This is a genomic window from Mesorhizobium sp. M0166 (assembly GCF_040322255.1).
GTDB lineage: Bacteria > Pseudomonadota > Alphaproteobacteria > Rhizobiales > Rhizobiaceae > Mesorhizobium.
Genome location: NZ_JAMYTD010000001.1, coordinates 433,001 through 455,005, shown reverse-complemented (window position 1 = coordinate 455,005; position 22,005 = coordinate 433,001). Strand labels below are relative to the sequence as shown.

22 protein-coding genes, 2 pseudogenes and 1 riboswitch are annotated in these 22,005 nt (G+C 60.3%); of the genes and pseudogenes, 14 read left to right on the top strand and 10 right to left on the bottom strand.

Going from position 1 to position 22,005, the window contains the following annotated elements; all coding sequences use genetic code 11:
- Positions 1–68: 68 nt before the first annotated feature.
- Positions 69–374 (top strand): hypothetical protein, encoded by a 306-nt coding sequence (locus tag NKJ46_RS02260; protein ID WP_352661271.1) that lies wholly within the window; start codon positions 69–71, stop codon positions 372–374.
- Between the two features lie 552 nt (positions 375–926).
- Here NKJ46_RS02260 and NKJ46_RS02255 read toward each other — a convergent pair.
- The 4 genes from NKJ46_RS02255 to ligD all read right to left on the bottom strand — a co-directional run bounded on the left by NKJ46_RS02255 (position 927) and on the right by ligD (position 6,720).
- A complete protein-coding gene (locus NKJ46_RS02255) occupies positions 927–1,103 on the bottom strand; it encodes a hypothetical protein (protein WP_352493559.1) in 177 nt (58 codons plus the stop codon).
- A gap of 378 nt (positions 1,104–1,481) precedes the next feature.
- Positions 1,482–1,937: a CopG family transcriptional regulator gene (locus tag NKJ46_RS02250; RefSeq protein ID WP_352661268.1), complete on the bottom strand. Its 456-nt coding sequence runs from the start codon at positions 1,935–1,937 to the stop codon at positions 1,482–1,484.
- Positions 1,921–3,918 carry a conjugal transfer protein TraG gene (locus NKJ46_RS02245; protein WP_352661265.1) on the bottom strand — a complete coding sequence of 666 codons (1,998 nt, stop codon included), beginning with the start codon at positions 3,916–3,918 and terminating at the stop codon, positions 1,921–1,923. Before NKJ46_RS02245 ends, NKJ46_RS02250 begins: the two co-directional genes overlap by 17 nt.
- Before the next feature lie 1,011 nt (positions 3,919–4,929).
- Positions 4,930–6,720 (bottom strand): DNA ligase D, encoded by a 1,791-nt coding sequence (gene ligD, locus NKJ46_RS02240; RefSeq protein WP_352661262.1) that lies wholly within the window; start codon positions 6,718–6,720, stop codon positions 4,930–4,932.
- Between the two features lie 147 nt (positions 6,721–6,867).
- Between ligD and NKJ46_RS02235 the strand changes: the two genes are divergently transcribed.
- From NKJ46_RS02235 to NKJ46_RS02225, 3 genes are all read left to right on the top strand, one after another.
- Positions 6,868–7,182 (top strand): hypothetical protein, encoded by a 315-nt coding sequence (locus tag NKJ46_RS02235; RefSeq protein ID WP_352661260.1) that lies wholly within the window; start codon positions 6,868–6,870, stop codon positions 7,180–7,182.
- A gap of 380 nt (positions 7,183–7,562) precedes the next feature.
- Entirely contained in the window at positions 7,563–7,817 is a 255-nt protein-coding gene (locus NKJ46_RS02230; protein ID WP_352661257.1) for a DUF3606 domain-containing protein, read from the top strand.
- A gap of 583 nt (positions 7,818–8,400) precedes the next feature.
- Positions 8,401–8,604, top strand: a complete 204-nt coding sequence (locus tag NKJ46_RS02225; protein WP_352661254.1) for a hypothetical protein — start codon at positions 8,401–8,403, stop codon at positions 8,602–8,604.
- A gap of 114 nt (positions 8,605–8,718) precedes the next feature.
- Here NKJ46_RS02225 and NKJ46_RS02220 read toward each other — a convergent pair whose 3' ends face one another.
- Positions 8,719–8,952 carry a DUF6894 family protein gene (locus NKJ46_RS02220; protein ID WP_352493695.1) on the bottom strand — a complete coding sequence of 78 codons (234 nt, stop codon included), beginning with the start codon at positions 8,950–8,952 and terminating at the stop codon, positions 8,719–8,721.
- Positions 8,953–8,976: 24 nt separating this feature from the next.
- Positions 8,977–9,156, bottom strand: coding sequence for a hypothetical protein (locus NKJ46_RS02215; protein WP_352661249.1), 180 nt, complete (start codon positions 9,154–9,156; stop codon positions 8,977–8,979).
- Between the two features lie 439 nt (positions 9,157–9,595).
- On the opposite strand from NKJ46_RS02215, the gene NKJ46_RS02210 reads away from it, so the two are divergent.
- Positions 9,596–9,799, top strand: a complete 204-nt coding sequence (locus tag NKJ46_RS02210; RefSeq protein WP_352493524.1) for a hypothetical protein — start codon at positions 9,596–9,598, stop codon at positions 9,797–9,799.
- Positions 9,800–9,976: 177 nt separating this feature from the next.
- On the opposite strand, the gene NKJ46_RS02205 is transcribed toward NKJ46_RS02210, so the two are convergent.
- A complete protein-coding gene (locus tag NKJ46_RS02205; protein ID WP_352493525.1) occupies positions 9,977–10,444 on the bottom strand; it encodes a hypothetical protein in 468 nt (155 codons plus the stop codon).
- Between the two features lie 834 nt (positions 10,445–11,278).
- On the opposite strand from NKJ46_RS02205, the gene NKJ46_RS02200 reads away from it, so the two are divergent.
- Positions 11,279–11,524: a DUF6074 family protein gene (locus tag NKJ46_RS02200; RefSeq protein WP_352493526.1), complete on the top strand. Its 246-nt coding sequence runs from the start codon at positions 11,279–11,281 to the stop codon at positions 11,522–11,524.
- A gap of 264 nt (positions 11,525–11,788) precedes the next feature.
- Here the strand turns inward: NKJ46_RS02200 and NKJ46_RS02195 are convergent.
- From NKJ46_RS02195 to panB, 3 genes and pseudogenes are all read right to left on the bottom strand, one after another.
- Positions 11,789–12,237, bottom strand: a pseudogene (locus NKJ46_RS02195) (Ros/MucR family transcriptional regulator).
- A 193-nt stretch (positions 12,238–12,430) separates the two neighbouring features.
- Positions 12,431–13,321, bottom strand: coding sequence for a pantoate--beta-alanine ligase (gene panC / locus NKJ46_RS02190; protein ID WP_352661245.1), 891 nt, complete (start codon positions 13,319–13,321; stop codon positions 12,431–12,433).
- Positions 13,318–14,154 carry a 3-methyl-2-oxobutanoate hydroxymethyltransferase gene (gene panB, locus NKJ46_RS02185; protein ID WP_352661242.1) on the bottom strand — a complete coding sequence of 279 codons (837 nt, stop codon included), beginning with the start codon at positions 14,152–14,154 and terminating at the stop codon, positions 13,318–13,320. The genes panC and panB overlap by 4 nt, the downstream gene beginning before the upstream one ends.
- A gap of 623 nt (positions 14,155–14,777) precedes the next feature.
- On the opposite strand from panB, the gene NKJ46_RS02180 reads away from it, so the two are divergent.
- From NKJ46_RS02180 to NKJ46_RS02145, 8 genes and pseudogenes are all read left to right on the top strand, one after another.
- Positions 14,778–16,322 carry a Fic family protein gene (locus NKJ46_RS02180; protein WP_352661239.1) on the top strand — a complete coding sequence of 515 codons (1,545 nt, stop codon included), beginning with the start codon at positions 14,778–14,780 and terminating at the stop codon, positions 16,320–16,322.
- A gap of 182 nt (positions 16,323–16,504) precedes the next feature.
- Positions 16,505–16,621, top strand: a riboswitch (TPP riboswitch).
- A 103-nt stretch (positions 16,622–16,724) separates the two neighbouring features.
- On the top strand, positions 16,725–18,560 hold the full coding sequence (gene thiC / locus NKJ46_RS02175; RefSeq protein ID WP_352661236.1) for a phosphomethylpyrimidine synthase ThiC: 1,836 nt from the start codon (positions 16,725–16,727) through the stop codon (positions 18,558–18,560).
- Entirely contained in the window at positions 18,557–19,558 is a 1,002-nt protein-coding gene (gene thiO / locus NKJ46_RS02170; RefSeq protein ID WP_352661233.1) for a glycine oxidase ThiO, read from the top strand. The genes thiC and thiO overlap by 4 nt, the downstream gene beginning before the upstream one ends.
- Positions 19,527–19,724 (top strand): sulfur carrier protein ThiS, encoded by a 198-nt coding sequence (gene thiS / locus NKJ46_RS02165; protein WP_352493533.1) that lies wholly within the window; start codon positions 19,527–19,529, stop codon positions 19,722–19,724. The genes thiO and thiS overlap by 32 nt, the downstream gene beginning before the upstream one ends.
- A gap of 1 nt (position 19,725) precedes the next feature.
- Positions 19,726–20,499, top strand: a complete 774-nt coding sequence (locus tag NKJ46_RS02160; protein ID WP_352661230.1) for a thiazole synthase — start codon at positions 19,726–19,728, stop codon at positions 20,497–20,499.
- Positions 20,496–21,101 carry a thiamine phosphate synthase gene (locus tag NKJ46_RS02155; protein ID WP_352661227.1) on the top strand — a complete coding sequence of 202 codons (606 nt, stop codon included), beginning with the start codon at positions 20,496–20,498 and terminating at the stop codon, positions 21,099–21,101. The genes NKJ46_RS02160 and NKJ46_RS02155 overlap by 4 nt, the downstream gene beginning before the upstream one ends.
- The gene (locus NKJ46_RS02150) at positions 21,092–21,853 is read left to right on the top strand and encodes a hydroxymethylpyrimidine/phosphomethylpyrimidine kinase (protein ID WP_352661224.1); all 762 of its coding nucleotides are present in this window, start codon (positions 21,092–21,094) and stop codon (positions 21,851–21,853) included. The genes NKJ46_RS02155 and NKJ46_RS02150 overlap by 10 nt, the downstream gene beginning before the upstream one ends.
- A pseudogene (locus tag NKJ46_RS02145) lies at positions 21,849–21,996 on the top strand (ribosome small subunit-dependent GTPase A); the annotation flags it as partial. The gene NKJ46_RS02150 and the pseudogene NKJ46_RS02145, both read left to right, overlap by 5 nt.
- Positions 21,997–22,005: the final 9 nt, after the last annotated feature.

Here is a 22,005-nt window from a genome sequence, read left to right as displayed (position 1 = left end):
CAACCAACCTGGTTGGCCGGGCATTAATTTAGCAAAGCGTGAATTAGGAAAGCATCGGGAGGAAGACCATGCTGCACGTTAACATGCCCCGCGAATTTGAGGTCGGCGATGAGGTTGCGCTGGCAGGTATCGTCATCGCGATTCTCCCCAGCGGGCGCGCCAGGGTGAGCATTCCTTCGTATGACCATCCTTATACGATTGATCCGCCACCGAAAGTCCGGGCCGGCGACCGAGTGGTTCTTGTTGGGGACGTCACCCGCGTCGATCGCGGGGCGAACAAACTCACTGTGCGGATTGACTGTGGCGGGGTGATCACGGTCGACAAGTCGGCGATCACTCGGCTGAGAAAGCACCACCGGATTTCAGCGGGTTGATGCTCCTGCGAGACAGCAGCCGGTGTCGGCGTAGGGAAGATGCCCACGCCTTTGAACAGCCCAAGGGTGCGGCGCGGTCCAGCCGGATGTGGGGCGGATGAATGGATCAATGGAAGCTCAACGGCTAGGGCACAAGTGCAGCTAGTGCGTCCCTGGTGTCTTCGGATTACTTGAAACAGGGCTCTGTAACGAGCGCATGGTCGCTGCTCGGCAAGTTCAACCGCGATGGGCTCCGGGCCCCCGATGCCGGCAATAGGTCTGCTTCGGAGCGTCGTGACGGGACTGGGCGACATGGTTGCGGTAGAGTGGGCGCCATCGCCTGGGTTGATAACCCGGTCGGTGACGGCCGCGGTCGCATCGACAACAATCGCAACGGCACCCAAGTTGCCGCTGAAAGCCCGCAAGGTATCTGTCACGACATAGCGAGCCGGCGAAGCTCCGGCCTCGCGACAGGGATTCGTTGTAAGACGACCAGACGTCGCCGGCCAGCTGAGCGAGAACTTACGTCTCGATCAGGCTCGGCGTTCGTCGACAACCGTCAGTAACTGCCGACTACGAGTCGAGGTCGTAGGGCTCGTGGCCCAGCTCGTTGTGATGAAGCGCCTCTGCCATACACCTGATATCGAACGCCTGGCCACACGCCGGGCAGACGACGAAATACTCCTCCTCCCGAAGTGGCGATGCATCGTGGTCTTGGGGGATGACGATGTCATTGTAGTCGTCGGGCATTGGGTCCTCCGGCAACCCGCCCGCTCTGCTGGAACGCGTGCCGGCAGGATTTGTTTCAAAGCTATTGCGCCGAAGGAAAGGCCCGATCTCCGGTTTTCGGCTGCGATGCCGTGCCGCCGGCAGCTTCATCTGCAATCTTGGCTACGGCACGGGCAAGAACCTGTTCCCCGGGGAACAGGCTCGAATTCAACCCAGCATGCGCAGTCGAAACAACTCCAATCTGGGAAGGCACATGCCTAGCCGAGATCGACTGTGGAGACGAATGCCGAGGCCCGCCGCTCCGATGAGAGGTGTTCTGATGGGTATCAGCTGCGCAAAGTAGCTCCGCAACCGGGCACCGGGAGTCGGGCTGTTGAAGCGCCTGTCGTGCCCGGCAGCTCATCCAGTTGCCGGCGGCGCTGGCGGGACATCGTCGGCTATCTCCTGCCTGAGCCTTGGTCCCTTGCTGAGCCGGCGACCGAGCGCATCAACGAAATTGTCGTAGCGCTGCAAGCCCTTGGCGCGCGCCTCCGCTTGCGCCGATTCCGGCAAGGCTGGAGTCGAGTTGAGCCAAAACCGGACGAACAATGCTAGCGTTTCAATAGCAATTCCGACGTCACGCTCGACCCGCTGCACGCGTCGATCGATCTGATCGAGGCGGCGAGTTATCGCCGCTTGCTTTCGTTCTTCGGCGTCCGGCGACAGGAAAGACGCGAGCGCAGCCTCGGCGACCAGTGACAGCGAGACCTCGCGTCGCCCAGCGTAATCTGCCAGTGCCCTCATTACGTCAGGGTCGAGATAGGCAGACAGACGTCTTTTCTTGGCGTTCTTCATGCGCTCAAAGCTCAATGCCATCATTGGAGTCAAGGGCGGCCTGTCGTGCAGCGCGCCTCATAGCCTGATCGACACTGCCACGACGCAGGGCGTCATCGTCGGGCTCGTCACGGTCGAGATCGAACTCATCGTCGCGCCGTTGGGTTCGCTCCGGCGCGATGTTTTCGTGTTCGGGGAGCTCGGGCTGGCGGCGAATGCCGCCATTGGCCGGATCCTCGTCCTGCTGATCTCTGGCATGCCTCAGCTCGCGAGATTTCCCTTTCAGGTCAGCAAAAAGTGTCGTGTCGGTCCAGTCGTCTGAGCGAGCGTTTTGCGTTGTCCCTCCGGTCCTTGGTGGCGGCAAGACACGCCCGGCAAGACGCGGGTCGGCAAAGTAGCGTGCCTTCTTCGCACGGATTGGGAACTGGCCCGAGACCATGATGATCGCATCGGTCGGCGGCAGCTGCATGATCTCGCCCGGCGTCATCAGTGCACGCGCCGTTTCCTGCCGCGACACCATCAGATGCCCGAGCCAGGGCGACAATCTGTGCCCCGCATAGTTTTTCATGGCGCGCAACTCGGTCGCGGTCCCCAGAGAGTCTGAGACGCGCTTGGCTGTCCTCTCGTCGTTGGTGGCGAAGCTCACCCGCACATGACAATTGTCGAGGACAGAATTGTTCGGTCCGTAGGCCTTTTCGATCTGATTGAGCGATTGTGCGATCAGGAACGACTTGATGCCGTAGCCGGCCATGAAGGCCAGCGCGCTTTCGAAGAAATCGAGCCTGCCAAGCGCGGGAAACTCGTCCAGCAGCATCAAAAGACGCTGCCGGTGATCCTTCGCGTGAAGATCTTCGGTGAGCCTGCGGCCGATCTGGTTAAGCACAAGTCGGATCAGCGGCTTTGTGCGACTGATGTCCGATGGCGGCACGACCAGATAAAGCGTCGTCGGCCGTGCCTCCTCGACAAGGTCTGCGATCCGCCAGTCACAGCATGACGTCACCTTGGCCACAACTGGATCGCGGTAGAGGCCCAGAAAACTCATGGCCGTCGAGAGCACGCCGGAACGCTCGTTCTCGGACTTGTTAAGCAGTTCCCGAGCAGCCGACGCAACGACGGGATGCGGGCCTGCATCACCCAAATGCCGCGTCAGCATCATGGCGCGCAGCGTTGTCTCAATTGGCCGCTCTGGATCGGAAAGGAAGTTCGCCACGCCGGCGAGGGTTTTGTCTTTCTCCGCATAGAGCACGTGCAGTATGGCGCCGACCAGCAGCGCATGGCTGGTCTTCTCCCAGTGGTTGCGGCGTTCCAATCTGCCTTCCGGGTCGACCAGGACATCCGCCACGTTCTGCACATCTCGAACTTCCCACTCGCCCCGTCGCACCTCCAGCAGCGGATTGTAGGCTGCGGATCCAGCATTGGTCGGGTCGAACAGAAGCACCTGGCCGAAACGGGCCCGCCATCCGGCCGTCAATTCCCAGTTTTCGCCTTTGATGTCGTGGACGATTGCCGAACCCGGCCAAGTCAACAGTGACGGCACGACCAGGCCGACGCCTTTGCCGCTTCGGGTCGGTGCAAAACATAGCACGTGTTCCGGACCGTCGTGGCGCAGATAGTGTCGGCCCAACATACCCAGCACCACCCCATCCTGACCAATCATCCCGGCGGCCTTGATTTCGTCTCGCGTCGCCCAACGCGCCGAGCCGTAGGTCGTGGTGTCCTTTGCCTCGCGCGCCCGCCACAGCGACATCCCGATCGCTGCGACGATAGCCATCAGGCTTCCGCTCGCCGCAATCGCCGCGCCCTCAAGGAAGACCTTCGGCGCGTAGGCATCGTAGAAAAACCACCACCAGAAAAAGGCAGGCGGCGGATAGATGGGCTGTCCAGCCAGTTCAAACCACGGCGGACCGAGTTGGCTTTGAAAGCCGAGCCGCGCTGCCGTCCACTGTGTCGCCCCCCATGTTGTCGCGACGACGATCAGGAAGGCGGTGAGGATCTGGCCCCATAGAACCTTGCTTGCCGGCATCGGTCGTTTCCCAAATGGATGATCGGAAACAACCGAAAAGCTCGAATTCCTGAATCCGCAAGACAAAAGGAGCGGTCGAAGCAGCAGGGCGTACCCGGACGTTGAAAGACTTGCCAAATGCGGTCTCGAATATTGAACGAGCGTCGGGGGGCCGCTTTCTTCTGGAGCCGTTGAGCCGCTACTTGCCCATGACAGTTAGTTGTCTCGGCTCATGGCATTGACGAGATGGACGGGTTCTTGGAGACTCACGGACTGCGCATGACCAAACGAACAAGAGGCCTCAGCAGCGCGCCGTGCCGGAGAACGCGCCAGTCCCAGCAAGTCGTGGTCAGCCAGATTTGCCGTTCTGCTGAGCTCGAATCCAACCGCCTCCCGGATCGGTGGCGCGATGGTAGCCGACTTGACGAGCAGACCGCATCAAGTCTGTTCAATTTTGACAATCAATTCAGTCATATCAACAGTTTCAATCGAATCTCATTGGAGCTGTTGCAAAGCCGCGCGGGCCTTACGGGTCGCGGCATTCTATTGGGCCGCACCTAAGTTCCAGATGTCCCGATACAGGCGCCATGTCCCGTCGTCCTCAAAGCGCCGGCTAACGCCTCACGGCCCCCACATCTCGACGACGGTGTTCGTTCGGATGATGCTTTTCCGTGGCTTTACGCGCAAGTCTTCGTCAGCCAGCAAAGGGCCTCCTCTTACGCTCGCTGGTCGTCTGGGCCCAGCGGCCTCTTGCTGCAGTCCCCCCGCAGCCAAGCCGCTGGGCACCTCGACGCCGGGAGTGAGCATTGGAGACGAAGTCGCGCTTACCGCTACAGTGAAGGCGCGTGACAGATGACCGCGTCAGCCTCTCCACCCGAGCTGCGATTTTCCGCATTCGATCAAGGCACAGCAAATCCAAGTTCAAGCGAGACCACGTATTGAGCCTTCGAGGCGAACTCACCAGGGTAGATGAAACAGCTTCAAGGTCGAGGCCGATAAGGCCTTTGCGTGGGGACTAAGACTTCGCGATTGCTATCGGTTTTTGCGCGTGGTCCAGGCGGCCTTCGCCGGCCGAAATGGGCTCTCCAACGTAAACGCGTCTGGCAAAATTCCCTTTTCGACCTGCGTCCATGTGACGGGAGCGGCTATCGGAAAGCTTGAACGGGCTCGAGGCGAGTAAGCGCCGACGGCTGTGTTGCCGCGGCCGTTGCGGAGGTAATCCAGAAAGATGCGCCCACAACGAGCCGATGGCGCAGCCGACAAAAGATAGCGATCGGGATGCTTGCTGACCAACTGCTGCGCTAGCTTTCGGGCATACTGCCGGGCGGCGTCGTGGGTGATCACGCGCTGCAGTGGCGCCATCACATGCAGACCCTTGCCGCCGGTCACCTTCGGCCAGCTATCGAGTCCTTCCGAACGCAGCATGTCCCGGACCTTCAGAGCCGTCTCGACGATCATTTCCCAGTCGACCCCTTCGCCAGGATCCAGATCGATGACAACCCGGTCGGCATGCTCGATATCATCGACGGTGGCGTTCCAGGGATGCAACTCGACAGCGCCTATTTCCACCAAGCCAAGCAGGCCATCAAGATCATCGACCCACAGCCTCACGCCTTCTCCACCCTCGCGCTTCTGAACACGCAGTTGGTGCACGGTATCCGGAATGTCGGGCAATCCGCGCTTGTGATAGAAGGTGACCCCGTGCGAGTGGCGAACCAGCTTGAGCGGGCGCCGGCCGAGGTGGACAAGCGCTTTTTTCGCCACCTTCGTCCAATAGCTCGTCAGCTCCTCTTTCGATGGCACGACTGCGTCGGGCAGCAGTTGCAAAATGTTCTCGCGAGGGACGCCGAAACTTTCATTGGGCGGCTGCGTCTTGCCGACCAATGGCGTGTGGGCTGGTAAGCTCAGATCATCCCGCAGCCCTTTGAACACGGCTTCCCGCAGCAGCCCGTCATCGGTGATCCCGCCATATTCGATCTCAGCCTCAACGGCCGGCTGCACCCAAGTCGCTTTGGGCTTGTCTATCGGTTCGGCCAGCGGAGATTTGTCGACGATCAGCGGGTCCAAGCGTTCGCGCACTTCGCGTGCGTCGGTGAGGCTGTAGCCGCTCTGCGCCTTACCGGCATAGTGGACGCTATTGCCTTTGCGGCGGCCGAGGTAAAGCGAGGCAATCCTGCGCGGCCTGGCACCTAGCTTTTCGACAAAGGCGACAATCGGAAAATTGTCGCTCTTGACGCATTTGAGCTTGAGCCAGCTCTCCTGCCGGCCGGAGCGGTAAGGGGAGTCCGCGCGTTTCGAGACAATCCCCTCAAGGCCCATTTCGCACGCGTGCTCGAACACGGTCGGGCCGTCACCTTCCAGATGATCAACATAGACGAGTGCCGAGGGCGCGCCTTTCAATAGACGTTGCAAGGCCCGCTTACGCTCGAGGAGTGGAGCGTCACGCACGTCTTTGCCGTTGAGATGGAGGAGGTCGAAGGCGTGGAAGACCAGCTTGGTCGATTCGGCCTTCCCAAGTTCACGGCGTAGTGCCTGGAAATCAGGACGCCCTGTAGCACCAAAAACTGTCGCTTCGCCATCGATGATTGCCCGCCTTACTTTTAGCGTACCCGCAGCTCGGACGATCGGGACGTATCTGTCGGTCCAATCGTAGCCGTTGCGCGTGAAGGCCTGCACCCTACCCTCTTGGATGATCAGCTGCGTACGGTATCCATCGTATTTGATTTCGTGGATCCACCCGCGGCCCCTGGGCGGCTTGTCGACCAGTGTGGGCATTTGGAACTCAATGAACGACAGCCGGCCAAGGCCAAGCTCGGTAAGCATGCACGCGCACTCCAAACGCTGCGATTTGAATCAATATCGCTGGTTCGAATCGGTTCCGAAACAAATTGCGGGCTCAGGCGCACGTCAGTCATTCTCTTAAGTTAGCAATCTCTTGACGGCCGCAACAACCGCCCCAGACTCATGCACATGGCCTGGGAAATTACAGACATCAACGTCGGCGACGAGGTGGCGATCACGGTGACGGTGCTCAAGTTGCTTGATGACGGCAGATCCAGCGTCAGCATCCCCTCCTACGGTTTTCCACATTCGATCCCTGCCCCTAAGAAGGCTAAGCCAGGCGACGAACTCCAGCTAACAGGCGAAGTGACGCGCGTGGACGAGCAAGACCGGACAGTTACAATGAAGGCAGGCGGGCTGATCACTATCGATGTCGATGCAATCACCGATTGGACGCCTGTCCCACGCAAAAAGATGGCGTCCCTAAGAGATGAGCCGGATTAAAAGCAACAACGACCGGATCGCCGAGATCATCGCGTTCGCCGTCGACGCGCCAGGGGACACCACGATCAGCGAGGTCCTGCCGGGGCTGGCCACCAGCCCTGGTAGCGACGCTTGGTGCCGCCTGTCACGGAAAACTGGTGACGCTACTAAACCGCTCCTTTAGGAGCTCATCACCACAAGCGCCTCAGATGAGCTGAAATCGCACGATTCTCCTGGCTCACACTGCAGCTCCAAGTAACACATCGGGGGCAGAACGGAGGGAAAGCAGGCTCAAGGTCGAGGCGGACCAGCAAACAATTCAGGAGTCGCGGGCTGTAAAAAGCGCAACGAAAGCTGCTTGCCCGCGTTGCGTTGATCCGAAGCTCCACCGGGAGGACTACATGGCCGACGACAAGAGCACGCGCGACCGAGACCGCCTGGAACCTAGCCAGAACTACGACGTAAAGCATTTCGCTCAGCAAAATGGCATCGCCGTGGATCAGGTTCCCGAGCTGATCCGCGCCAATGACAACGATCGCGCGGGCGTTGCGGAGGCTACCAAGGCCCTCCGGCGGGCGGCCGGCGGGAGCCGATCGGACGGCAGCGGAGATCCGCCAGGAAAGAGCTCGAATGCACCTCGGCGTAGCGAAAACTGATTGCGACAAGGTGATTGTCACCAATTGGCGAGGACAAGACAGACCGCGAGCGTATCAAGTAGCTTCATGCGGGGTTGCTCGCCGAAGAGACTGGTATAACGGCGCGCGATCTCATCGAAACGATTGGAATCGATCGCGCATCACTCGTGCACGAGCCACGGATGCTGAATTCTAACCGGAAGTCGCCCGAGAAGCCGGGATAGTCCGGCTGAAATTCCGAGGAGGCAAAAAACGCGCACTTTCGGGGGGACAGGAGCCGGGCCATCGGTGCCACCCGATCTGGCATCGTCCGGGGGCAAGGTCTGCTGCGCACGCCCAACCTTCACCGTCAGCGGTGTTCCAGCCTCAATGCGAAACGTCCCACACGTGCGGGAACGGCGGGACGCGATCGGGCGCCTTGCATCAGGCAAGGTGTAACTCGGGGGCCTGCGCAGCCTGGTGCGCGCGATCACTCCTCACAGCTCCAGGATCGGTGGAAGCGATTGTGGTCCGCGTCCTTCCTCCGGAGACGCGGGCAGGTCGTCACGGACCATGGTGAGCAAACCCCTTGGTCAAAATGGTGCATTAGAAATTTGGAGCATAGTTGAGGCAGAAAGCATTGTTGGCCATAGACAAGAATGGTGGCGACAATCTTCCTGAATGGCTTCCGAGCCGCCTGCCCGAGGATCCAGTAATCCGAGCAGACGTCGCGGCAAAGATTTCAAGTGAGGCTCACGGCAAAAATGGGTCGGACGATGAGGTGCTTATGAAAGCCAGGCTGGTGGAACAGGAAGAAGCTGAAGCCTAGTCGGCCACCAACCATCTATGATTCCGTTGCTCCTGGTCCTTTATGTGCTCTCGATGTTAGGATTGGTCGGGTACGTGCTCGCTCGTTCGTATTTTCTATGACGCCCGCTCACCTCTAGTGCGCCATCTCAATTTCGAATCTGATCCTGGCGTGAAGCAACACCTCGCCCTTCTCTGTTCGAACGATCATTGCGAAGTCGCGGCTGGAACCGTCTGCCTTGTCTTTCACGATCGCCGCCAAGGCCCTTGCTGCCTCGACCCTGGCAGCTTCCGCGTCAGGAAGATCGGTGCCTTGATCGTCCTGATACAACTCATTGGCATCCGCGAAGTCGAAGAAATATCGCGGCATGGTTGGGCGCATCGGTCTGGGAGATTAGCTAAGACGAAGCGTTTTGCAGCCTCCGTCAGGCGGGCGCGATCCTTGCCGTGGATCTCTGCCGAGCTGGTCGGGGGTCAGGCCGTTCTGGGCGGCGAAATACTCCACCTCATTGTCTTCGTGCGCTGACATGCGGTCGCGTCCGCGGAAATCTCGTTTACTCTTGTCTTCGGCCATCTTGTCCTCCCTGTCGCCTTGGATAGACCGCAACGCTGCCGAGCGACTTTCGTTGCGCATGTACCGCTCTGCTGCGATTATTTGGCATTCATCCTTTGGCCATTTGGCGGTCGCCCCGCGGAGGTGAAGTCTCTTTGCTGCTTCCGCTCGCGTTGAGAAGCGCAAACAGCCATAGCAGTCGCGAGATGCTTCGCTACCGTGGCGAAGGCCAGGCCGGCGGCGTCACTCCGGTCGCATCGCTGGTGGCTCGGTCCGGTCAGCCAGCGGCTTTCACCTCCAAAAAATGTCGCGGCAGACGCAGTTGCTCGGCTTCTGTACTATGGAATCTCGACCCAGATAATGCGGCTACATCATCGCCAGTCGGGGAAGTATTTCCCGCGGGGATAGCCACTGTGTTGACGGCATCCAGCACCCTTTCGCGGAGCTGGTGACAATCCCAATGCCGCCGAGGGTTGAAAATTTTGCACGGTTTGGAACGCTATTGGAGCGCCGTGTTGAACTCCGGTTCCATCATACCGACAACAATCTTCAACAAACCATCATTGCAGTCACCAAGAACGTGATGGAAACGGCGAAGGCCGGTGCAAGCAGCCAGCGAGCCTGGCTCGCAAACGTTGAGCGCCGCGGCCGCGGTGAGGGCTAGGCGCCCAGCCTGGTTCGGTTTTGCCGTTGCGGAACCGCGGAAACAGCAGATTCCCCCACGTTGGCGGTGCGTCGGTGGAACGGGCCGACTGAGAACCGCTGTTGCCGTTAAATCTGAGTCTTCGCTGCAAGTGAGCGCGATCAACGTCCACACATATTTCAGAAAGTTAATCAGGCTCTAGCAGCCTTCCGCCCGTAGGGATCGCACCATTCGCACCACGACGGGATCGTAGGGGATTTTTTCGGATCTGCTGTAGTTCATTGTAAATAGCGCCGCACGGTCATTGCAGATCGCAATGACACGTACGTAGCGGATTTGCCCGTCCCTGATGCCGGAATAACTGGCCCAAGTCGGCTTAACGCGCCGATAGGTCACTTTCCAGCCTGCCTTTTCGTCCTCGACAATTCGATGCTCTATCTCGGCGCGGAAACTGGCCTTGCCGAGCCTTGCGCCCCAAACAGCAAGAAAGGCCTCGTTTGTGCCCTGAAAAGCTGCCCCCTGGTCGGAACGCTGAGTCAGAACAAAGCCAGGGGGCACATCGAATACAAAGCCAAACTGCTTGATGCCGAAGGGCTGCCACTCTTGCGCATAAAGAAGCGTGGTGAAAAACAACAACGAGACGAAGCTAAGCAGCAAACGGAACATGGCGTTTAATTAGGGTCGCGTAATATACCGTCCATACCTGCCGGATCCAGATCGCAATTTTTTGCCAAGGCGACCTAGCGTCGGCAAGCTGGCTTAGTCTCAGACTCCGGCGGCAATTTGGCTCCAAACTCGTACTCGGGCGATCACCTTGGCCATTTCCGATGAGACGCCGTTAATGAGCTGAGGCTGGCCAGCGAGACGCCGCCGCATGCAATCGCTTCAAGATTTTCAGCCTTGGCCCCGGGTGGTCGGCAATCCAAGGCTTACGAGTCCTCGCGTCCAAGCCCTGTGCAGATTCCAACAATGCGGCCGGGGCCGGTTAACAATCGAAGGGGACTCTCGGATCTGGAGTGATGGTCGAACTTTTGAACATCGAGCTGGCTAAGGCCAGGCAGCGGGTGAAACGAGCGGAGCTGTCTCTCCAGCGTGCGAACGAAATGCTGGACAAAGACGGCGGCGTCGGCAGAACACCGGCGCTGGCAGGCTGGCGGAAGGTCAGGATGTCGTGCTGCGTTGGTCGCGGGAAAGCACGGCCTTGATCGAGGCGGGATAGCGGGCCAGAGACGTACCACCGGCCGGGTCAGATGGGGACCGTGGATGACATTGCGTTTGTGATGGCAAAAGATTGCGTGCGGAACCCTGGTTGAGATCGGACCCAGAAACGCCGATCTGCCCCGCCTACGAGACATCGCAATTGTTTGGTGACTAGTCGCGGGACCGTTCGCCGACGCAAGAACTCTTGCTACATGCCCACCAGCCAAAAAGGGATGTGCCGTTAACCGGATTTTCTCATCCTCCAATGCTTAATCGCGAGACTGAATGGGTAGGTGATCGGTGTCAAACATAAGCGCGTTTCCGCTGTATCGGCGACGGAAGTTGGTCGAGGAAATTGCCCGCGTGCTGGAATCCAAGAACGGGGAGGATGCGAATGCGTTCTGGCGCAGCACCGCCAAGACAATTCTCCTTCAGTTGTCCGAATCAGGAGTTGCGTCCAGGCTCGCCGAACTGGAGGTTGGATCGCTTCTTCATGCCGTCTTAGGCGATATAGCGAGCCGGAGTGCTGCGAAACGCGCACATTAGCATCGACTCACGACGAATGATTGCCACTCGCGGACTCTACTAAGCTTGGCATCTGTTACCAGCACTGCTTCCGTCCAACGCAAGGTTGCTCAACCTCTCATTGGTCTAACGACAGGTGTGGCGACCGCGCAAGTGGACGAGCTGGTCACCGACGGGCTGGGCGCCTCGACGCGGCCCTCGATGCCGCAAAGATGGCTGGGCAAAATCGCATTCATCTGTCAGCGAGAGGTCAAGTTTTGGCGTCTGCCAACTCTGATAAGCGCGCTACACCTTGGCTTTCCGCTTTGCGGAGCCTTTCCTAGGCGGTGTTTTTGCAGTGCCTCTGCGGCCAAGACCGCTTGCCTTGGCCAGAGCAGACCGCTTGGCTGCATAGCCACCGTGGGGTAGTCCCAGGCCAATCTCCACTTGGCTCTGTACTCGTCAGGTGTCATGTCCAGCAAACCCAGGTGACGCTTCATAGACTTGAATTTCCGCCCATTCTCGAGACTTATGATATAGTCTGGAAATATCGACTTCTTCGGATTTGTGGCCGGAGTAAATACTGGCGGCGGTGCCGCGACGGGCTGAACTAGAGCCGACAACGCAGAATTGACGCCAGCAATCAGCGCCGGCAAATCCGCTACGGGCATTGCGTTGTTCTGGACATAGGCCGCTACGATGCCCGCTGTCAGCCCTAAAAGACCAGCGCTCGTCTGCTCAGTTGCTTCGTCCATCAAGCTCAGGCCCCTGATTCGTCACCCGTTCCTATTCGGGAACCTTCACCAACCCAAATGCTAATGACCACTCTTCGTTCTGGGGGCGCATTTACGCAAGGCTGTCTCTGCCCGGCCAGAGCAGGTTGACAGGGTTTTCATGGAGATAAACCGCGTCCAATTACGCTCACGCGGCACGAGCTGCATTTTCACGCTAGCCGGAAGTCCGCAGCGACTCATTTGTGAGTTGGCAAGGCGGCAGTGTTCTGACGTTGTCAATGAGCCGTGTTTGGCCGAGCCAGGCGGCTGCGAGCAGGCGGACCGGCCGATCGATGCTTGTTGCTATCGGTTGCAGATCTGCTTCGCCACGGAGTTCCAGGTACTCGACCTCGCGATAACCTGCGGACAGAATCGCTGCACGCGCTTGGGCAAGCGCTGGGAGGACGGGAGAGCCGTTCGAGAGCCCCTCCGCAGTATCGAGCAGGACCGATGCGAGCCTTGGGGCAATGGCCCGCTCCGCTGGCGAGAGCCGAACATTGCGCGATGACAAAGCGAGACCATCGGGTTCCCGGACTGTCGGACAGGGGACGATGGTAATTGGCATATCCAGGTCCCGGACCATGCGAGTGATGAGTAGAAGCTGCTGGAAGTCCTTCTCTCCGAAAAAGGCGAAATCAGCGCCAGTCTGCAAAAAGAGCTTTGCAACGACGGTCGCCACCCCATCGAAATGACCAGGCCGGAACGCACCGCATAGGCCTTCGCGGACGCCGGACACCGACACGGTCGTGGTGAAGCCGTCAGGATACATCTCAGTCGCATGCGGAACATAGAGCAGGTGTGCGCCCAACGGAGTGAGCTTTGCAGCGTCTTCCTTTTCGGTGCGGGGATAAGCGGCAAGATCCGCGGCACTGTTGAACTGCTTGGGATTGACGAACAGCGTCACGATCACACGATCGGCCTTCTGAAGCGCAGAACGCACGAGACTCAAATGTCCTTCATGCAAGGCTCCCATCGTGGGCACCACGGCGATACTGGCACCTGAACGGCGCCATCCCGCCACGACGGCACGAAGTTCGGCAATGGTGCGGACAATCGGCACGCTCATGCAACATCTCCGGCCTTCGGCTCGTCGGCGAAAAGATGTTCGGCCGCTGGAAAGCGCCCTTCCCGCACATCAGCCGCGTAGGCGGCGATGGCAGCTTCGACCTCTGAGCCCAGTTCGGCATAGCGCTTGACGAATTTCGGCCGAAAACCAGTGTACATGCCCAGGATGTCGTCGATCACAAGGATCTGCCCATCGCAGGCGTCCGAGGCACCGATGCCGATCGTGGGAATTGTGGCTCTCTCGGTTATTCTCCGTGCGAGCGGCTCCGTGACCTTTTCCAGCACTATGCTGAACGCCCCGGCCTCGGCAACAGCAATGGCGTCGCGAAAAATCCTGTCGCCGTCTACGCCCCTGCCCTGGACTTTATAGCCGCCGAACACATTGACCGATTGCGGCGTCAGCCCGACGTGGGCCATGATGGGAATTCCGCGAGCAGTGAGAAAGCGGATCGTCTCGGCCATGCTCTCGCCGCCCTCCAGCTTGAGGGCGGCGCATCCGGTTTCCGCCATGAGCCGCGCGCCGTTGCGAAAGGCATGTTCGGGGCCTTCTTCATAGGAGCCGAATGGCATGTCAACGACCATCAACGCGCGCTCAAGACCGCGTCGCACGGCCTTGCCATGCATGATCATCATGTCGAGCGTGACGCCGAGGGTCGAGGGCAGACCGTGAAGCACCATTCCGACACTGTCGCCGACCAGCACGACGTCGCAATATCTGTCGACGAGCTGCGCAATGGGTGTGGTGTAGGCGGTCAAGCAGACGACCGGATCCTTGCCCTTGCTGGCCGCGATGTCCGGCGTCGTCAACGCCTTCGTTTCTACCGCCACACTCATCGGCACGTTTTCCCTGCGTCAGGCTTAAGCGGTCAACGGTTTTGCATAGTTTTGTGCAGGTGCGAAGGCCAAAATCAAACTGCATCGGAAAAGTTGGTGCATTGCGAAGCGCTTCAAAGCAAGGGCTAAAGGCCCCCAATTTTCTGCTGCTTCGGCCGAGTTTCGCAGTACCCTTGTTGTGATGGTTTTGAGCAATCAGCGTGGTGGTGGTCTCAAGGGATGTGCTTCAGCTCGAACGGTTTGACTACCGCAACAGCGTGATTCACGTTCAGAATCGATCTCAGGTCCCAAGGCGTACCGAAATGCATTGTGGCGAAAAACTAGGCAATGACTGAACACGAGGCCACAGCTGTAAGGCAACGCATAGATGCCGGCGACCGCATGCTAGCGCCGCGGAACTGATTGCGGTGTGGCGGTGTACGCTTATTTCCGATGGGAACATCATTGCGCTGGCCGGCGCGCGACGATCGCTTTCCGGCCGAGCCATGCAGACGGATCACCGCCGCCTTCAGGATCGGTTTTCGGAAAAGTCGGCTTGCAGCATCAATTTTCATGAGATAGAATTGTTTTTCATAGTATTTGGCTGATTTCGCACCAAACTTCGATGAAAGGTTCCCCTTTTCATGCCTGTGGCGCAGAAGCACCAATTTTCAGGTCCTGTTATCGTTTTTCAGGAAATCCGCCTTCCGGAGATGGTGACCCCGGCCGGGTACAGCGCCCTGATCGGAGCCTACGAGCTCGCCGTGCCCTTGCCCCGGACCCTGTCGGCCACTGGCGAGCATCATCGCATTACCGCACGGGATGGCTGGCGGATCATGACGCCCCGCCATGCCCCACATCCAACACTCGAAGGCCACCTGACCTTCGCGCTCAAGTACGAGGGGCTCGACCTTGCCGTCCTCAAACGGCTGTTCCAGGTGACCGGTTCCGCACCGATCGAGGCGCTCGTCCGTGAAAGCCCCACAGGCAGTTATGCCCGCCGCATCTGGTTTCTATATGAATGGCTGACGGGCACACGTCTCGATCTGCCGGACGCGGCGGCCGGACGATACGTTCCGGTTGTCGATCCCGAGCTGCAGTGGCCCGGATTCGAGAAGACCGCTTCGCGCTACCGCATAAGGGACAATCTCCCCGGCACGCCTGAGTTCTGCCCGCTGGTGTTCCGAACCAAGACCCTCGAAAAATTCATCGGCCTTGAACTGCCGCGGCGCGCGGAGGCAATCGTGGCGGAGGTGCCGCGCGACCTCCTTGCTCGGACCGCCGCCTTTCTTTTGTTCAAAGACTCGCGATCAAGCTATGCGATCGAGGGCGAGCGCCCGCCGCAAGATCGCATCCAGCGCTGGGGCCGCGCCATCGGCGAAGCCGGCCGCTGGCCGATCGATCGCGATGAGCTGCTACGTCTGCAAAAAATTGTACTTGGCGACGCCCGTTTCGTAAGACTTGGCTTCCGAAAAGAAGGAGGTTTCGTCGGTGAGCATGACCGAGACAACGGCACGCCCCTGCCCGATCACATCAGCGCTCGGCCCGAGGACCTGCCGCGGCTAATCGATGGAATGGCGGCCTTCGATCAGGGCCCCGCGCAAAGCCTTGATGCAATCATAGCCGCCGCAATCCTCGCCTTCGGCTTTGTCTACATCCACCCGTTCGAGGACGGAAACGGCCGCATTCACCGCTACCTAATCCACCACGTCCTTGCCACGCGCGGCTTCAATCCGCCGGGAGTGGTCTTTCCCGTCTCGGCCGCGATCCTGGACCAGATCAACGAGTACAGGGGCGTGCTCGAGAGCTATTCGCAGCGCCTTCTGCCGTTGGTGGAATGGGAACCGACGCCGCAATTCAACGTCCGGGTGCTGAATGACACCGGTGATTTCTACCGGTTCTTCGATGCGACCCCGCACGCCGAATTCCTCTATGACTGCGTTCAGCGGACGATCGAACGGGACCTTCCCGAGGAAACCGCATTTCTGCAGCGCTACGATCAATTCCGGCAGCAGGTGGATGCCTTTATCGACATGCCCGAGCGGCTGACCGATTTGCTCTTCCGTTTTCTTCACCAGAATGATGGACATCTATCGAACCGCGCGCGCGAAAAGGAATTCGCCGCGCTGACCAGTGACGAGGCAGGAAGAATCGAGGCGATCTACGCGCAAACCTTTGGTGCCCATTGAAGGCGTGATCATGAGGATCGATTTTTAGTCCAACGGTTTGCGATTCCCTTGTCCCTGCCTTCATCTCCCACGCTTGACTTGTCGCCGAGACATGCGCGATTTTTTCCGCACGGTCTGACCAGCCGCCGATCAGCCGCGGCCAGAACGCGCTTGACAAACCGGAGACGTCCCGTCCAACCTGGCGCATTCACCAGGGGAGTCCCGGCAAGGGGCTGAGATACTGCTTGCTTTCGCGGCGCAGTGACCCGTTGAACCTGATCCAGTTCATACTGGCGTAGGGACGGTGCAAGCGCTTTGCGGGAGTTTACGCCCGAGGTCCTGTTTCGGCAGGTCGACAGAAGCGTCTTTTCATCCTTCCGGCACAGAACTGGGTCTCCAATGCATGAGCAAAGGAGCCTCAAGATGAATGCCCTCACTCCCGCCGTCTCGACGGGACCGCTGCCCGCCTCGCGGAAAATCCACAAGCCCGGTGCCATCCACCCGCAGATCAGGGTGCCGATGCGCGAAATCTCCGTGCATCCGACGGCCGGCGAGCCGCCCGTCACCGTCTACGATCCGTCCGGCCCCTATACCGACCCGACTGTCGAAACCAGCATCGAAAACGGTCTTGCCCGGCTTCGCGACGAATGGATCATGACGCGCGGCGATGTCGAGGCCTATGACGGCCGCCACGTGCGGCCGGAGGACAACGGATTTGTGACCGGTGAGCGCCTGACGCCGGAATTTCCCATTCGCAACCGGCCGCTCAGGGCCAAGGCAGGCAAGGCGGTGACCCAGCTTGCCTATGCGCGTGCCGGCATCGTCACGCCCGAGATGGAGTTCGTCGCCATCCGCGAGAACCTTGGCCGCGAGATGCTGCGCGGCAAGCTTGAGCGCGACGGCGAGGCCTTCGGTGCCGCTATCCCCGGCTTCGTCACGCCGGAGTTCGTGCGCGACGAGGTTGCGCGCGGACGCGCGATCATTCCCGCCAACATCAATCATCCCGAGAGCGAGCCGATGATCATCGGCCGCAATTTCCTGGTGAAGATCAACGCCAATATCGGAAACTCGGCGGTCACCTCCTCGATGGCAGAGGAAGTGGAAAAAATGGTGTGGGCGATCCGCTGGGGCGCCGACACGGTGATGGACCTGTCGACCGGCCGCAACATCCACAACATCCGCGAATGGATCCTGCGCAATGCGCCGGTGCCAATCGGCACGGTGCCGCTCTACCAGGCGCTGGAGAAGGTGGGCGGCATCGCCGAGGATTTGAGCTGGGAGGTCTATCGAGACACGCTGATCGAGCAGGCCGAACAGGGCGTCGACTACTTCACCATCCATGCCGGTGTGCGGCTGCATTACATCCCGCTGACCGTCGCCCGGGTCACGGGCATTGTCTCGCGCGGCGGCTCGATCATGGCCAAATGGTGCCTGCACCATCACCGGGAAAGCTTCCTTTACGAGCGTTTCGCGGAGATCTGCGACATCTGCCGGGCCTATGACGTGTCCTTTTCGCTCGGCGACGGGCTCCGTCCGGGCTCGATTGCCGACGCCAACGACGCGGCGCAATTCGCCGAACTGGAAACGCTCGGCGAGCTGACGAAGATCGCCTGGGCGAAGGATTGCCAGGTGATGATCGAGGGGCCCGGCCACGTGCCCATGCACAAGATCAGGCAGAACATGGACAAGCAGCTCGCTGTCTGCGACGAGGCGCCTTTCTACACGCTGGGGCCGCTGACGACGGACATAGCGCCGGGTTACGACCACATCACCTCAGGCATTGGCGCCGCCATGATCGGCTGGTTCGGCACGGCCATGCTCTGTTACGTCACACCGAAGGAGCATCTCGGTCTTCCCGACCGCAATGACGTCAAGACCGGCGTGATCACCTACAAGATTGCGGCCCATGCCGCCGACCTGGCTAAGGGGCATCCGGCGGCGAAAGTCAGGGATGACGCCCTTTCCCGCGCGCGCTTCGAGTTCCGCTGGGAGGACCAGTTCAACCTGTCGCTCGATCCCGAAACCGCAAGATCCTTCCACGACCAGACCTTGCCCAAGGAAGCGCACAAGGTGGCACATTTCTGCTCGATGTGCGGCCCGAAATTCTGCTCCATGCGCATCTCCCACGACATTCGCGCCGAGGCGCAGAAGGAGGGGATGGTGGCCATGGCGGCGAAATATCGCGAAGGCGGCGATCTCTACGTGCCCGCGGACGAGACCGGCGCGCCGCTCCTGCGAGAGGCGCGCGAGCGATCATGAGGGTCCTGGTCAAGGGGGCCGGTGTCGCCGGCCTCACCGCAGCTTTCGAGCTCGCCACACGTGGCGCGACGGTGACCGTTGCCGAGATAACACATACCGTTGGCGGCAATGCGTCGTGGTTCGCCGGCGGCATGCTGGCGCCATGGTGCGAGCGTGAAAGCGCCGAGCAGCCAGTGCTGGATCTCGGACGCGATGCCGCCGACTGGTGGGATGCGGTACTGCCGGGTCACGTGACACGGGCCGGAACACTGGCCGTGGCCGCGCCGCGTGATGCGGGCGAGCTCGACCGGTTCGCCAGCCGCACCTCGGGTCATCGGCGTGTCGATGAAGATGAAATCGTGTTGCTCGAGCCCGACCTCGCCGGCCGCTTCCGCCGCGGACTGCTCTTCCCCGACGAAGCCCATCTCGACCCGCGTCAGGCGATGGCGGCACTTCATGACAGGCTGGCGGCGATGGGCGTCGAATTCCACTTCTGCGCTGACGTCCGGCGTGCTTCCGGGTTCGATCGTCAGATCGACTGCACGGGAATGGCAGCAGCCAATGACAGGCTGCGCGGCGTTCGCGGCGAGATGCTGATCCTGCGCACACCTGATATCTCACTGTCGCGCCCGGTCAGGCTGCTCCATCCGCGCTTTCCGCTTTATGCGGTGCCACGCACCGACCACCGTTTCATGATTGGCGCGACGATGATTGAGAGCCGGTCCACGGGACCGGTGACGGCTCGTTCGATGATGGAGCTGCTGGGTGCCGCCTATGCCCTCCATCCGGCCTTTGGCGAGGCCGAGATCGTTGAAACCGGTGTCGGCGTCCGTCCGGCCTTTCCCGACAACCTGCCGCGCGTCGAAACGAACGGCGAGATCATAGCGATCAACGGGCTCTATCGTCACGGCTTTCTCCTCGCCCCCGCCATGGCGCGCCAGGCTGCCGACCTGGTTTTCAGTCAAGACAGAACCAAGGAGCTTGCCCATGAAATTGATGGTCAACGGCGAAGCGCATGAGGTTGCCGCCACCACGCTGGCCGAGCTGCTTGCCGTTCTCGACTATGAGGGCGATTGGCTGGCGACCGCCGTCAACAGCGACCTGGTGCACAAAGCCAACCGGGCGGAGTTCCAGTTGAGCGACGGCGACCGGATCGAAATCCTCTCACCCATGCAGGGAGGCTAGCATGTTCGATCTTCTTGGAACGGCGCTTTGCTCGCGGCTGCTTCTCGGCACGGCTCAATATCCTTCGCCGGCCATTCTTGCCGATGCGGTTAGCGCATCGGGCACCTCGGTGGTGACCGTCTCCTTGCGCCGCGAGATGGCGGGCGGCAGGGCCGGCGAAAAATTCTGGTCGCTGATCCGCTCGCTTGGCACGAGAGTCCTTCCCAACACGGCAGGCTGCCACTCCGTCAAGGAAGCGGTCACAACCGCGAAAATGGCGCGCGAAGTGTTCGGGACGAGCTGGATCAAGCTCGAAGTGATCGGCAACCACGACACGCTGCAGCCTGATGTGTTCGGCCTGGTCGAAGCCGCCCGCATCCTGTCCGAGGACGGCTTTGCGGTATTTCCCTATACCACCGACGACCTTGTTGTCGCCGAGCGGCTGCTTGCGGCGGGCTGCAAGGTCTTGATGCCGTGGTGCGCACCGATCGGTTCGGCCCTCGGCCCGGTCAACATTACGGCGCTGCGCTCGATGCGCGGACATTTCCCTGGCGTCCCGCTGATTGTGGATGCAGGCCTCGGGCGACCGTCGCATGCGGCGACCGTCATGGAACTCGGCTTTGACGCCGTGCTCCTGAACACGGCGGTCGCCAAGGCGGCCGATCCGGTCGGCATGGCGCGTGCTTTCGGCAAGGCGGTCGAGGCCGGTCGTGAGGCTTTCTGTTCGGGAATGCTCGAACCGCGCGACGTCGCCGTGCCATCGACGCCGACGATCGGCAGGGCAGTTTTTTCATGAAGCTCGATCCCTTCTATCTGATCGTCGATAGTGCAGCCTGGATCGAGCGGCTGGTGCCGCTCGGCGTCAAGCTGGTGCAGCTTCGCATCAAGACCATGGACGAAGCCGGATTGCGCGCTGAGATCCGCACAGCACAGGCCTTGTGCGCTCGATACCGGTGCCAGCTCATCATCAATGATTACTGGCGACTGGCCATCGAGGAAGGCTGCGACTTCGTGCATCTCGGTCAGGAGGATCTGCAAACCGCCGATCTTGCGCGGATACGGGCAGCCGGCATGAAGCTCGGACTGAGTACGCATGATCATGTCGAGCTGGAAACGGCCATGTTTGCTGAGCCCGACTATGTCGCGCTCGGTCCGATCTATCCCACCGCCTTGAAGAAGATGAAGTGGGCGCCACAAGGGCTAGAGCGGATCAGCGAGTGGAACCGGCGAGTGGCGCCGATCCCATTGGTCGCCATCGGCGGCCTCAACCCCGACCGCCTCGACGGCGTCTTTGAGGCCGGCGCCGACAGCGCCGCAGTGGTCACCGACATCACTTTGAGCTCCGATCCCGAAGCGCGCACGCGAGAATGGATCGAAAAGACGGACCGATGGCGATGAGACGAGAACCGCATGTGCTTGTCGTTGGGGGATCGGATTCCAGCGGGGGTGCTGGAATAGCACGCGATATCGAAACGATCGCATGCATTGGCGTGCGCACCTGTCTGGCCGTCACTGCGCTAACGGTGCAAACGCACGACGCCGTGATGGAAATTCATAATTCTCCACCCAGCCTGGTGGCCAATCAGATGTGCGCCGCGCTGCAGGCCAACGACGTGGCCACAATCAAGATCGGCATGCTGGCGACTGCCAAGATCATTGTTGCCGTTGCCGCAGTGCTGCGCAAATACCCGCATGTCCCCGCAGTACTCGACCCTGTGCTGGCCTCCACCTCAGGCCGCGCACTTCTGGAAGCAGGCGCCATCGCTGCCATGAAGCGCGATCTGATGCCGCTTTGCTGCATTGTCACGCCCAACCTCCCTGAACTGGCGCTCCTTATTGGTTCCGAACTGGCATCGGATGAGGACGGAGCGCTCCAACAAGGAAAAAGACTGCTGGCCGCCGGCGCTCAAGCCCTGCTGATCAAGGGTGGGCATGCGTCGGGGCCTCAATCGACCGATATTCTGTTGCGTTCCGATCAACCACCAACCCGCTTCGACACGCCGCGCCTTGCCGCATCAATGCGCGGAACAGGTTGCATGCTGGCCAGCGCGATTGCGGCGCATCTGGCGAAGGCGGAGCCGCTCGAAGACAGTGTGCGCGACGGCAAGCGGCTTGTCTTCGCCACGTTTCAGAAGAATGGAGCAGAATGAACCTGACTATACGGTACAGGCAGCTTTGGCTGCTAGGACGCTGGATCCTGAGCGTCTTGCTCGCTGGCGCAAACTCCGATGAAAATCGCAACAACACGACAGTTCAAACCAGTTTCACCAGGGATCGCGGCAAAATGCGTTGAACGACAAGG

Excerpts from the sequence above, each read along its gene's own strand:
- NKJ46_RS02260 (WP_352661271.1), top strand. The coding sequence starts at position 69 with ATGCTGCACGTTAACATGCCCCGCGAATTTGAGGTCGGCGATGAGGTT.
- NKJ46_RS02255 (WP_352493559.1), bottom strand. The coding sequence starts at position 1,103 with ATGCCCGACGACTACAATGACATCGTCATCCCCCAAGACCACGATGCA.
- NKJ46_RS02250 (WP_352661268.1), bottom strand. The coding sequence starts at position 1,937 with ATGGCATTGAGCTTTGAGCGCATGAAGAACGCCAAGAAAAGACGTCTG.
- NKJ46_RS02245 (WP_352661265.1), bottom strand. The coding sequence starts at position 3,918 with ATGCCGGCAAGCAAGGTTCTATGGGGCCAGATCCTCACCGCCTTCCTG.
- ligD (WP_352661262.1), bottom strand. The coding sequence starts at position 6,720 with ATGCTTACCGAGCTTGGCCTTGGCCGGCTGTCGTTCATTGAGTTCCAA.
- NKJ46_RS02235 (WP_352661260.1), top strand. The coding sequence starts at position 6,868 with ATGGCCTGGGAAATTACAGACATCAACGTCGGCGACGAGGTGGCGATC.
- NKJ46_RS02230 (WP_352661257.1), top strand. The coding sequence starts at position 7,563 with ATGGCCGACGACAAGAGCACGCGCGACCGAGACCGCCTGGAACCTAGC.
- NKJ46_RS02220 (WP_352493695.1), bottom strand. The coding sequence starts at position 8,952 with ATGCCGCGATATTTCTTCGACTTCGCGGATGCCAATGAGTTGTATCAG.
- NKJ46_RS02215 (WP_352661249.1), bottom strand. The coding sequence starts at position 9,156 with ATGGCCGAAGACAAGAGTAAACGAGATTTCCGCGGACGCGACCGCATG.
- NKJ46_RS02210 (WP_352493524.1), top strand. The coding sequence starts at position 9,596 with ATGCCGCCGAGGGTTGAAAATTTTGCACGGTTTGGAACGCTATTGGAG.
- NKJ46_RS02205 (WP_352493525.1), bottom strand. The coding sequence starts at position 10,444 with ATGTTCCGTTTGCTGCTTAGCTTCGTCTCGTTGTTGTTTTTCACCACG.
- panC (WP_352661245.1), bottom strand. The coding sequence starts at position 13,321 with ATGAGCGTGCCGATTGTCCGCACCATTGCCGAACTTCGTGCCGTCGTG.
- panB (WP_352661242.1), bottom strand. The coding sequence starts at position 14,154 with ATGAGTGTGGCGGTAGAAACGAAGGCGTTGACGACGCCGGACATCGCG.
- NKJ46_RS02180 (WP_352661239.1), top strand. The coding sequence starts at position 14,778 with ATGCCTGTGGCGCAGAAGCACCAATTTTCAGGTCCTGTTATCGTTTTT.
- thiC (WP_352661236.1), top strand. The coding sequence starts at position 16,725 with ATGAATGCCCTCACTCCCGCCGTCTCGACGGGACCGCTGCCCGCCTCG.
- thiO (WP_352661233.1), top strand. The coding sequence starts at position 18,557 with ATGAGGGTCCTGGTCAAGGGGGCCGGTGTCGCCGGCCTCACCGCAGCT.
- thiS (WP_352493533.1), top strand. The coding sequence starts at position 19,527 with ATGAAATTGATGGTCAACGGCGAAGCGCATGAGGTTGCCGCCACCACG.
- NKJ46_RS02160 (WP_352661230.1), top strand. The coding sequence starts at position 19,726 with ATGTTCGATCTTCTTGGAACGGCGCTTTGCTCGCGGCTGCTTCTCGGC.
- NKJ46_RS02155 (WP_352661227.1), top strand. The coding sequence starts at position 20,496 with ATGAAGCTCGATCCCTTCTATCTGATCGTCGATAGTGCAGCCTGGATC.
- NKJ46_RS02150 (WP_352661224.1), top strand. The coding sequence starts at position 21,092 with ATGGCGATGAGACGAGAACCGCATGTGCTTGTCGTTGGGGGATCGGAT.